This is a genomic window from Sphaerospermopsis kisseleviana CS-549 (assembly GCF_028329225.1).
In the GTDB taxonomy this organism is placed as follows: Bacteria; Cyanobacteriota; Cyanobacteriia; order Cyanobacteriales; family Nostocaceae; genus Sphaerospermopsis; species Sphaerospermopsis kisseleviana.
This window is the reverse complement of sequence record NZ_JAQMTI010000174.1, coordinates 1-11,304: the sequence shown is the minus strand read 5'-3', so window position 1 is coordinate 11,304 and position 11,304 is coordinate 1. Positions and strand designations below refer to the sequence as shown.

Annotated in this window: 10 protein-coding genes; 9 read left to right on the top strand and 1 reads right to left on the bottom strand. The window is 35.0% G+C overall.

Annotated elements, in window-relative coordinates; all coding sequences use genetic code 11:
• The first annotated feature begins 41 nt into the window (after positions 1–41).
• The 3 genes from PN497_RS14295 (at position 42) to PN497_RS14285 (ending at position 4,322) form a co-directional block, all read left to right on the top strand.
• Positions 42–1,220 (top strand): 2-isopropylmalate synthase, encoded by a 1,179-nt coding sequence (locus PN497_RS14295; protein ID WP_272110474.1) that lies wholly within the window; start codon positions 42–44, stop codon positions 1,218–1,220.
• A gap of 298 nt (positions 1,221–1,518) precedes the next feature.
• A complete protein-coding gene (locus tag PN497_RS14290) occupies positions 1,519–3,804 on the top strand; it encodes an ABC transporter ATP-binding protein/permease (RefSeq protein WP_096571776.1) in 2,286 nt (761 codons plus the stop codon).
• Positions 3,805–4,157: 353 nt separating this feature from the next.
• A complete protein-coding gene (locus PN497_RS14285; protein WP_096571775.1) occupies positions 4,158–4,322 on the top strand; it encodes a microviridin/marinostatin family tricyclic proteinase inhibitor in 165 nt (54 codons plus the stop codon).
• A 91-nt stretch (positions 4,323–4,413) separates the two neighbouring features.
• Here PN497_RS14285 and PN497_RS14280 read toward each other — a convergent pair whose 3' ends face one another.
• Entirely contained in the window at positions 4,414–4,566 is a 153-nt protein-coding gene (locus PN497_RS14280; protein ID WP_272110471.1) for a hypothetical protein, read from the bottom strand.
• Positions 4,567–4,692: 126 nt separating this feature from the next.
• Here PN497_RS14280 and PN497_RS14275 point away from each other — a divergent pair, with 126 nt between their 5' ends.
• The 6 genes from PN497_RS14275 to PN497_RS14250 all read left to right on the top strand — a co-directional run.
• Positions 4,693–5,670, top strand: a complete 978-nt coding sequence (locus PN497_RS14275) for an MvdC family ATP-grasp ribosomal peptide maturase (RefSeq protein ID WP_096571774.1) — start codon at positions 4,693–4,695, stop codon at positions 5,668–5,670.
• A 143-nt stretch (positions 5,671–5,813) separates the two neighbouring features.
• The gene (locus PN497_RS14270; RefSeq protein ID WP_096571773.1) at positions 5,814–6,806 is read left to right on the top strand and encodes an MvdD family ATP-grasp ribosomal peptide maturase; all 993 of its coding nucleotides are present in this window, start codon (positions 5,814–5,816) and stop codon (positions 6,804–6,806) included.
• 24 nt (positions 6,807–6,830) lie between these two features.
• On the top strand, positions 6,831–8,630 hold the full coding sequence (locus PN497_RS14265) for an ABC transporter ATP-binding protein/permease (RefSeq protein WP_096571772.1): 1,800 nt from the start codon (positions 6,831–6,833) through the stop codon (positions 8,628–8,630).
• Positions 8,631–8,741: 111 nt separating this feature from the next.
• Positions 8,742–10,406, top strand: coding sequence for a GUN4 domain-containing protein (locus tag PN497_RS14260; RefSeq protein ID WP_096571771.1), 1,665 nt, complete (start codon positions 8,742–8,744; stop codon positions 10,404–10,406).
• 196 nt (positions 10,407–10,602) lie between these two features.
• The gene (locus PN497_RS14255; RefSeq protein ID WP_096571770.1) at positions 10,603–11,112 is read left to right on the top strand and encodes an ureidoglycolate lyase; all 510 of its coding nucleotides are present in this window, start codon (positions 10,603–10,605) and stop codon (positions 11,110–11,112) included.
• Between the two features lie 2 nt (positions 11,113–11,114).
• The coding region (locus tag PN497_RS14250) for a hypothetical protein (protein ID WP_272110467.1) at positions 11,115–11,304 on the top strand (190 nt) is incomplete at its 3' end.

Below are 11,304 nucleotides of genomic sequence, written 5' to 3'. Positions count from 1 at the left end.
CCTGACTTTTTTAATTTTGCATTTTAAATTGGGATAAAAAAATGAAAACTCTGCCAATCAAAATTTCTGATGAAACCTTGCGGGATGGAGAACAACAAGTTGGTATTTTTTTCTCTCTACCAACCAAACACAAACTTGCCCATCTCATTGCACAGACAGGAGTCAGTGGATTTGCTATTATGCCGAGTGTTTGTGAGCAAGAATCAGAGCTTGCCAAAACATTAATATCAGATGGATTAACTCATCTGATTACTGCTTCTACGATGATGGGAAAAGAGTACATTGATCAGGCGAAAAACTATGGAGTTAAGCGGATTATTCTCTTCCATGCTGTTTCTGATCGCTTGCTGTTTTTACGCAATCCCCATGTCCGTTTGATGAGCGAATACCAAGGCAAAACCATTGATGACGATATCCCATTTCACATCATCAATAAAGTTCGTCAAGATGCGCTTGATGTGATTGTGGAAAATCTCCGCTATGCCACACAAGTTGCAGGACTAAGAGTAGAATTTGCGGCTGAGGATGCTTCTAGAGCAGATTTCGACTTTTTAGTACAGTGTATCCGTTCATGCGGTCCTTATATTGAACACTTCCTACTGTGTGATACGGTAGGGGTTCTGAGTCCAGAAAAGAGCTATATCTGGATTAATGATTTGCTTCAGTCCACTACAGGGGTAGAATTAGGGGTACACTACCACAATGACATAGGGTTAGCTTTAGAAAATACTCTCCAGTCCGTGATAGCGGGAGCGACTACAATATCAGGAACATTTTGTGGTATAGGAGAGCGAGCCGGCAATGTTGCTCTAGAGCAAGTATTAAATGGGTTGCGTGTCCGTTTTGGTATTGAAGTGGAGGGTATAAACTATGATGCTGTTGAGGTAGTCACCAATTATATTGAGCAAATGGGGATTCGTCCTGCACACCCCTATTCTCAAACTGCACAAAGTCACCAATCAGGTATTCATGTCAACTCTCTGTTTCGTGATCCCCTGAGCTATGCTATATTTCCCCACAACGATGTAAATATTGTCTTTGGTAAATGGAGCGGAGTCAGTAATTTTCAATATCTCTTTGAAAAACAACTGCAAAACCCTCAAACCAGACAAAAGTATGAGAAAATGCGTGCCGTCATCAAATCTATGGCGACAGAACAAGAACGCTATTTTACAGCCAGCGAAGTCTTAAAACTCTGGAAGGATGGTATCTTTGAATAGTCTATTTTGTAAATTGACCATTAACACTTACCATTAGACACATCCGAAAAAGAATAGAGACGTTTCATGGAACGTCTCTAGAAGGGTTTAAAATCACCCATATTTAATTTCTCGGACAGGTCTAATCATTAAAGACTCAGGATAATTTCGACTTCATCCTGATCATTAACATAGGAATGTAATGTTATTTTATTTGTGTTAGTCATAAGCCGGGCTTTTACTAACAAATAAATTATACGTTTATTAGCCCTTTTGTTCTCTGTTATCTGCTCCATAAGACTCAAATAATTTTTTACAGATGCAAGCTACAACTTTTATTAATAAATCCGCCAACGATAATTCTGCTTCAGGTACTAATCAATTTTGGAAAAATTTCCAAGCGGTTGTCGGTCCATATTGGTATCCTACAGATGCAAATGGTAGAGCATTTTCAGAGGTGATTCGCACTTATGGAATGTTGGCTCTTCTAGTATTATTAATTGTTGTTATGGTAGGTGCAACAGTTTTTAACAGCTTTGTTAACCGCTATTTAATAGATGTTATTACACAAGAAAAGGATTTAGAAAAATTTAGTGATTTATTATTGCTTTATGGTTTTGCGCTGGTTTTGGTAACAATTTTAGTAGGAATTTCTAAATTTGTTAGAAAAAAAATAGCTCTTGACTGGTATGAATGGCTGAATAGTCAAATTTTATCAAAATATTTCAATAATCGGGCATATTATAAAATCAATTTTCAGTCCGATGTTACCAATCCAGATCAACAAATATCACAAGAAATTGAGCCTTTAACTAAAGATTTTCTCAGCTTTTCAGCTACATTGCTAGAAAAAGTCCTAGAAATGACAGCTTTTTTAATACTGCTCTGGACGCTCTCTAAATTTGTAGCAGTTGCTTTAGTTTGTTATACAGTAGTTGGTAATTTAATTGCTATTTACTTGGCACAAGAATTAAACAAAATTAAGCAAGAAGAAGTTGAATCAAATGCAGACTATACTTACAGTTTAACTCATGTGCGTAATCATGCAGAATCAATAGCTTTTTTCCAGGGAGAATCACAGGAATTAAACATTGTTAATCGGAGATTTAATAGGATTGTTCAAAGTGTTAAACGCAAGATTGATTGGGAAAGAAGTCAGGATATTTTTAATCGAGGATATCAGGCGGTTATTCAAATATTTCCATTTATAGTATTTGGACCAATGCAAATTAGAGGAGAAATTGATTTTGGAGAAATTTCCCAAGCTGCTTTAGCTTGTAATTTGTTCGCCACAGCAATGGCTGAATTAATCAAAGAATTTGCCACTTCAGGAAAATTTTCTAGTTACATTGACCGTTTATTTGAACTTTCGGAAGCGTTAAAATCTGTCACTAAAGAACCGGAAAATGTCAGTATAATTAAGACGAAAGAGGAAAAGCGACTAGCTTTTGAGAATGTTACTTTACAAACTCCCAATTATGAACAGGTAATTGTTGAAGAGTTGTCGCTGAGTGTTCAACCTGGTGAGGGTTTATTAATTGTCGGTCCAAGTGGTAGGGGTAAAAGTTCTTTGTTGAGGGCGATCGCTGGTTTGTGGAACTCAGGGACTGGTCGTGTGATTAGACCACCCCTAGAAGATGTATTATTTTTACCTCAACGTCCTTATATTATTTTAGGAACTTTGCGAGAACAGTTACTCTATCCCCATACAACACGGGGAATGAGCGATCGCGCACTGGAAGCAATTTTAAAACAAGTTAATTTGCAAAACTTATTAAGTCGAATAGATAATTTTGATACAGAACTTCCTTGGGAAAATATCCTTTCTTTGGGAGAACAACAACGTTTAGCATTTGCACGTTTATTAGTTACTCGTCCTAGCTTTACTATTTTAGATGAAGCTACAAGTGCTTTAGATTTGAATAATGAAGGTAATTTATATCAACAATTACAAGAAACAAACACAACCTATATCAGTGTAGGACATCGAGAAAGTCTATTTAGTTATCATCAATGGGTTTTAGAACTTTCACAAGATTCTAGTTGGCGACTGCTATCTGTTGAGGATTATAGACAGCAAAAAGCACAAGAACTTACTACTGATAATTATGCTGAAAATTCTGGTATCACCATAGAAGTTGTACCCAATAGTAAACCCGCAACTCAACCAGAAACATTAACAGTTTCTCCTGAAAATAGAGAAATTACCATAGATTTTGTATCTGATGATGAACCTGAAAATCAAGCAGAAATATTAACAGATGCTTCTGAAAATTCAGAAATTATCATAGATTTTGTATCTGATGATGAACCTGAAAATCAAGCAGAAATATTAACAGATGCTTCTGAAAATTCAGAAATTATCATAGATTTTGTATCTGATGATGAACCTGAAAATCAACCTGAAACATCAACAGTAGATACAGGTGAAATTGTAGGGCTTTCTCATCGAGAAATGCAGGAACTAACTGACTATTCACTGGGTACTGTGAGAAGCAAGGCCAGCAAAGGTCAAACCATTACTACGAAGGATGGTTCTACCTACCGCTATAATAAAGACTCAAAAGTTTTGAAATGGGTAAGAGTTGAAAGCTTTGAGAATTAAGTAAATAATCCTTAACCTTAGCTGACGGCTGAATGCTTACATTAAAAGTAAAAAACGTAATATTCAGAATAATCTTAGGTTAAGGAAATTTAGACTTTTTAGATCCCTCTAAATCCCCTAAAAAAGGGGGACTTTGATTGATTACCCCATTATAAATGGGGGAGTTTGAGAATTGCCTACGGCACGCTACGCGAACAAAACCTTTTTATTTTTACCTTATTTACATTGCTTTCTAATCATGAGATTTAACTTAAATATCTTAAATATCTTAAATGTCCTTGCTTTAACACTCATTTACTGATATATCTTTGATAGCTAACATAAAGTTCCTCTGAGGAAAACAGGAATATATTATGACAACAGCAACATTAACGAATATTGAAGCCTTGCCATTTTTCGCTCGCTTCTTGGCCGCAGAAGAAGAACCACCAGAAACACCAACACCACAACCAGAAGAACAGCCATTACCTCCTCCAATATTTACTTTCAAGTGGCCTTCTGATTGCGAAGATTGCTAAATATAGTGAATCTGAAATTGCAGAAATAGCAGCATCAAAAAATTGAAAACTTCTGTTTGTTTCTGAATAAATAGCCAGATATCAAAAATATTTAAGCGATCGCTGCTGGTTGAATATCCCCGAATTCTACCCGTTGGACAGCTACCATACAGGTGTCTACAAGAAATCGGGGATTTATAGCAGGTGACAGGTGACAGGTGACAGTAGAGATGGGAAGATAACAGGCAGGATGCCTGTTCCACAAGGGTTTTATGATTTGAGTTTGTACCTCACGGGTATGAAATATGCTGTAAATCCTGACTCCTAAGCCCTAATGGAAAGAATTTTTTAGCAAACCATAGTTAATCAAACTTCAATTCAAAAAGTTTTTATGCACCTGTCTCGTGACATTGTTTTATTAATTACTCACAGTGGTGATTTTTTCACAATAGATAGAGTGGCTGAAGCATTGTTAAAAAAAGGGGTGCAACCATTTCGTTTAGATACTGATAGGTTTCCGCTTGAAGTACAATTAACAGCACATTTTGATAACAACAAAATCTATCACACTATAGAATATGGCGGCTATTCTATCAGTACAGAACAAGTACAAGCGGTGTGGTTGCGGCGAATATGGAAACCAAAACTAAGTGCAGACTTAGCTCCTAAGTTTCGAGAAGCTTGTATAAGAGAATCACAAGCCACCTTAAATGGTTTCTGGGATAGTTTGCGGAAAGCGCATTGGGTAGATAATTTAGAATGTATAAATGCTGCCAATGATAAGTTGCGCCAACTGCGGGTTGCTACTGAGGTAGGTTTTGTCATTCCTCAGACTCTCGTTACTAACAAAGCTGAAGCTGCAAGAGAGTTTTTCCATCAAGTCAAAGGTAAGATGGTGAGTAAGTTATTAACTCCTTTATCCCAGACTATGGAATCTACTTCTTTCTTTCTTTATACCAGCGTGGTTAAAGAGTCAGACTTAGAAAATGCGGAGTCACTGCGTTACTGTCCGATGGTGTTTCAAGAGCAAATTCCTAAACAGTGGGAATTGCGGGTGGTGTATGTCAATGGTAAAGTATTTGTTGGTGCGTTAGATGCCAGTGTTTATGACACATCAAAAGTAGATTGGCGTAAACCTGGTGTTGATGTTGGTGTATGGCAACACTATGATCTTCCTGAACAAGTGCTGCGTCATTTGCAAATATTTATGAATAAATTGGGGCTGTTGTTTGGAGCGTTAGATTTGATTGTTACACCATCAGGAGAATATATATTTTTAGAGATTAATCCTATAGGTGAATGGGGAATGCTAGAAAAAGATTTGGATTTGCCTATTGCTAAGGCGATCGCTGATACACTACTTTTATAGTTATTAACGACAGGTGACAGGTGACAGGTGACAGGTGACAGTTTTAACAGCCTTCTATTGTCTAACTTCTAGTTTTGGTGAATGTCCTCAAGCCTTGTCTACGGTTATAATTCCTAATTTAATTAAAATCATATATTTTATTTATGACAATTTTAATAGTCACATATAGCAACGACAATGAAAGTATTCCTTTAGTGATCAAAGCAATTGAAGATCAAGGAGAAACAGCATTTCGGTTTGATACTGACAGATATCCTACAGAAATCAAATTAGATATTTATCAAGGTGATACAGAACGGGTAATGATCACTGATGGGGAAAAGCAACTGGATGTGAGTGAAGTTTCTGCGGTTTGGTATCGCAGGATGCGCTATGGGGCAAAAATTCCCAACACGATGGATCAGCAATATAGAGAAGCATCAATTAACGAATCTCGCGCTACTGTTCGAGCTATGATTGCTAGTCTTCCTGGCTTTCATTTTGATTTGATGTTCAATGTAGAAAGAACTCATCATAAACAACTACAGCTACAAATAGCACGAAAAATAGGACTGCTTACCCCACGCACTCTGACGACTAACAACCCAGAAGCAGTTAAACAATTTGCCGCTGAATGTCATCAACAAGGTATAGTAACAAAAATGCTTTCTTCCTTTGCAATTTTTGGCGAACAGGGAGAACAGTTTTTTGTGTTTACAAGTCCAGTTAAAGATGAGGATTTAGAAAATCTGGAAGGACTGCGTTTTTGTCCGATGACGTTTCAAGAAAACGTACCCAAGGCGCTAGAGTTGCGGATAACTATTGTGGGACAGCGCGTATTTACAGCAGCAGTAAATTCTCAAAGTTGTGCAGGAGCTACCTATGATTGGCGTAAACAAGGGAGAGCATTAAAAGACGCTTGGCAAGCTTATGATTTACCGCCAGATATTGAGAAAAAACTACTGCAATTGATGGCTGAATTTGGTTTAAACTACGGAGCAATTGATATGATTGTCACACCTGATGGAGACTATGTTTTTCTAGAAATTAATCCAGTTGGGGAATTTTTCTGGTTAGAAATATTTGCACCACATTTTGCAATTTCTCAGGCGATCGCAGAAATTCTTCTAACTGGTAAAAATCAAAGTAATAGATAAGTAATAGATATAAATATCGAAATTATGCAAACTCGTAGCGTTACTGATCAAACACCATTTAATCCTTTTGCCACTGCTATACAACTTTGGCGGGATTTGAAATTAGTTGCTGGTCCTTATTGGTATCCAACAGAGGTAGGAACAAGAGCATTTTCCGAAGTGATTTATTCATGGGGAATGTTTATTCTGTTGCTGATATTAATCACTTCCGTTGTGGGTATCAATAGTCTTAGTAGTTTCTGGAATCGTTACGTTTTTGATATCGTCATTGAAGAGAAAAACCTAGAAAAGTATCTAGGTACATTATGGATATCTGTTATATTTATCGTTGTCACTGTACTTTTAGTAGCATTTTCTAAATATATTAGAAAGAAAATAGCTATGGATTGGTACAAGTGGTTGAATAATCATATTTTAACTAAATATTTGAGCAATCAAGCCTATTATAAAATCAATTTTAAGTCTAAAATTACTAATCCAGATCAACGCATAGCCCAAGAAATTGAACCTATTACCATCAATGCGTTGAGATTTTCCACTACTTTTATAGAAAAATTCATGGATATGATTGCTGCTGTAATCATTCTTTGGACTATTTCTTCACAAGTGGCAATTTATCTCATCGTTTATACAATTGTCGGTAATATATTGGCGATTTTTTTAAGTCAAGAATTAGCGAAAATTAATCGAGAAGAACTAGCATTTAAAGCCGATTTTAATTATTGTCTAACTCATGTGAGAAATCATGCAGAATCAATTGCTTTTTTCCAAGGAGAAACCGAAGAATTAAATATTATTAAACGTAGATTTGAGAATGTGCTGAAAAATTCAGAACGGAGGCTAAATTGGGAAAGAGGGCAAGATATTTTTAACAGTGCTTATCAGTCAGCAATTAGTTTATTTTCTATGTTTACTCTGACACCTTTATTTATTCAAGATCAGATTAATTATGGAGAAATTAGCCAAGCTACATTTTGTAGTTTTATGTTTTCCAATGCTTTAGGTGTATTAATAGCTGAATTTGGTAACTCAGGCAGATTTTCTAGTTATGTCCAAAGGTTAGCGGAATTTTCAGATGCGTTAGCATCGGTAAGCAAAAAACCTGAGAACTTGGGTACTTTTGGTACTATTAAAGTCCTAGAAGAACCCCGTCTAGGGTTTGAGGATTTTACTTTAAAAACACCCAATTATGAACAAGTGATAGTTGAAGATTTATCATTATCTGTTCCCCCAGGAGAAGGGTTATTAATAGTTGGTGCTAGTGGTAGGGGTAAAAGTTCTTTGTTGAGAGCGATCGCAGGTTTATGGAATGCAGGAAGTGGTAGGTTAGTTAGACCTGCATTAAAGGAAATGTTATTTCTTCCCCAACGTCCTTATATAATTTTAGGAACTCTACGTCAACAACTACTTTATCCGCATTCAGATCGGGAAATGAGCGATCACCAACTAGAAGAAATTCTGCATCAAGTGAATTTACAAAACCTGCTCACCCGCGTCAAGAGTTTTGATACAGAAGTGGCTTGGGAGAATATTTTATCATTAGGAGAACAGCAACGTTTAGCTTTTGCTAGATTATTAATTTCTTTGCCTAGCTTTACTATTTTAGATGAAGCGACCAGTGCTTTAGATTTAAAAAACGAAGAAAATTTATATTCTCAATTACAAGCTACAAACACAACTTTTATTAGTGTGGGACATCGAGAAAGTTTATTTGCTTATCATCAATGGGTACTAGAACTTACAGAAAATAATCATTGGCAACTCTTATCAATTGCAGATTATAAGCGCCAAAAATCAATTTCTCTAACTACTTCATCAAGATAAGCTGTTGTGCATTTAATTTGTATAAGTGGAACAGGCATCTTGCCCGCTAAATGTCTAATTTATCTCTTTGGAAACTGCTGTAAATTTGGAAAATAACTGAAAATAAAACTTATGCTCACCCAAAAGCCAAAACAATTTATTAATTATAAAAGCATCAAAATTTATGAAAGAACCTATCAATTACCAGTTCTAAAAAATCCTGCTGTAAAAACACTACAAAAGAAAATTCGTGAACGTCAAAAATTAATTAAAGAAGGTGTTCGTTATCATTATATTGCTGGAATAATTAAACGTAAAACAGCAATTACTCAAGGGGAAATTTTAGCAGAAATTCAATTATTTATCATAGATTATAATCAGATTATTGATTTTCTGGAAAATTATCAGGAAAGTTATCAGGGTTTTTTGTTAACGTTGATGGATAATTTAAAGAAATTATTTCAAGCAAAATATTTAGAAATCAGAAATCTCGAAGATGCCAGAAGTAAATTAGAACTAAAAAATCAACAAAATCCGCGGATCTTAAATGAACTCAGATGGGAGAAAAAAGAAAATTTTAAAGCTGTTATCATCTTGAGTAATGCTTATTTATTAACTTTAGAGAAAATTAAATTAATTAGTGAAGGTATTAGTAAACTGGCAGAAGACACTAAGAATCAAAGACAAATTGTACAACAAATAGTTAAAGATTTAGCAGTATATCAAGAAATCTACGAGTATCAACAAAAAGCTTATAAAATTCGTCAAGAAATAGCTAAACTTGCCCATAATGCCATTAATTTTGAAGATTCTATTCAAGATTATTTTAGTCCTTTTCAATCTTTAATAGATGAAGTGATGAAAGTAGATGAATATTTTTATGCAACTGTGGGAGATATTAAAAATCTAGGGGAAAATATTTTAAATTATCAGTCCAATTTATTTACAACCGAAGACAATGAAGCCTTTTCTCAAACTTTTCTTGATTTTATGGTAAAAAGTTATGAGAAAAATTCTCGATTAAAAGATGTCTTAATTCAATCTCAATTATTAAATTGGCAAAGCCCAAATTTTGATACCAGTGAAAATGGCTTATTCTTGGGTCAAGGTATTGATTTAATCTCAAATTATATATCTCAACAAATATCTCAACAAATCCAAACTCTAGACAAAGCAGAAGTAAATCTTGTCTCTACATCATCTCTAGTTACGACTCAAAAGACAGAATTAATGGAAGTAGCTAATAATCAGATTAGTTCCCAACCAGAATTTTTGATAAATCAAAATATTGACTATACAAAATTGCGGGATCTGCTGGCAGAAAATAAATGGCAAGAAGCAGATATTGAAACTGCTAAATTAATGCTTAAAGTTATGCAAAAAAATTACTGGAATGAAGTTTATCAAGAAGATATTGAGAACTTTCCTTGTCAAGACCTGCATATTATTGACCGACTTTGGGAACAATACAGTTATGGTTATTTTGGGTTTAAAATTCAACAAACAATCTGGAGTGAAATGGGTGGTCAAATAGACTATGAAACAGAAAAGAAATTAGGCGATCGCTTGGGTTGGCGCAAAGATGGAAAATGGTTAGATTATGAAGATTTAACTTTTCAATTATCCCCTATAACACCGATGGGACACCTACCAGCTAAATGGTTACACTATGAACCAAAAAACATCAAATTATCCTCATCATCATCTACAGAAAACCAGTCAATGGCAGCTTGGCGGGTAAAATCTTGGTTAATTTGGCAGATGCATTTATTCTTTTCTCGTGTCAAAATTTGTTAAAGAAAAATAAGATTATTCCTAAATCAATAATTCCTCATGAACTAGACTGGTAACTGTTAATATTATTTACCAATATATTATCAATCTTGTGGGGTGGGCATCCTGCCCGCCCTTGTGTACTTCACTCACATAAAATAAACTATAATTTATATAAGATATAGGATATAGGATAAATAGGATTGTTGCAGGATTTTTTATGACTACATCTTCAACATTAAAACAATTAACAGCAGAATTGATCACACCAGAAAACTTTCAACCCTATGGACAAGTAATATTTGCCAGCAAAGATAGGAAATCTTTTGATTCCGAAGACGCACAATTAAATTTACAAAACGGTATTCCTCGTTTTTATATTATGCGTTTGCACAATAAAGGAACAAAGTTTCATAAAATTACCCGTCATATCCAATGTACTCAATGTTTAGGTTCTTTAGCAGGAAAAAATTGGTTTATGGCAGTTTGTCCACCTAAAAACGACATTAACAAACCTGTATTAGAAAAACTTGCTGCTTTTCGTATTCCTGGAAATTGTTTTATTAAATTAGAAGTTGGAACTTGGCACGCAGGACCATATTTTGATCATGATTTTGTAGACTTTTATAATTTAGAGTTAAGTGATACAAATGTGGTAGATCATTTCACTCATGATTTTCTCAAAAGTCATCAGTTAGAATTTGAAATGGTTTCAACAATGGACAATTAACAATGGATAATTGGGGTTTGCTGAGAAAGTCTTTCCGTGAGGGCATAGGAGTCAGGAGTCAGGAGTCAGGAGGAGATTTGAAAATTTCTTTGCCATCTCTTGAAATCCCAAAAAATGCACACTTTTTCCGGTATACCCTTCAAAACCCTTGCACTAATTTCTGTGTTTATCAGCCTCTAACCTTTGATATAT

Excerpts from the sequence above, each read along its gene's own strand:
- PN497_RS14295 (WP_272110474.1), top strand. The coding sequence starts at position 42 with ATGAAAACTCTGCCAATCAAAATTTCTGATGAAACCTTGCGGGATGGA.
- PN497_RS14290 (WP_096571776.1), top strand. The coding sequence starts at position 1,519 with ATGCAAGCTACAACTTTTATTAATAAATCCGCCAACGATAATTCTGCT.
- PN497_RS14285 (WP_096571775.1), top strand. The coding sequence starts at position 4,158 with ATGACAACAGCAACATTAACGAATATTGAAGCCTTGCCATTTTTCGCT.
- PN497_RS14275 (WP_096571774.1), top strand. The coding sequence starts at position 4,693 with ATGCACCTGTCTCGTGACATTGTTTTATTAATTACTCACAGTGGTGAT.
- PN497_RS14270 (WP_096571773.1), top strand. The coding sequence starts at position 5,814 with ATGACAATTTTAATAGTCACATATAGCAACGACAATGAAAGTATTCCT.
- PN497_RS14265 (WP_096571772.1), top strand. The coding sequence starts at position 6,831 with ATGCAAACTCGTAGCGTTACTGATCAAACACCATTTAATCCTTTTGCC.
- PN497_RS14260 (WP_096571771.1), top strand. The coding sequence starts at position 8,742 with ATGCTCACCCAAAAGCCAAAACAATTTATTAATTATAAAAGCATCAAA.
- PN497_RS14255 (WP_096571770.1), top strand. The coding sequence starts at position 10,603 with ATGACTACATCTTCAACATTAAAACAATTAACAGCAGAATTGATCACA.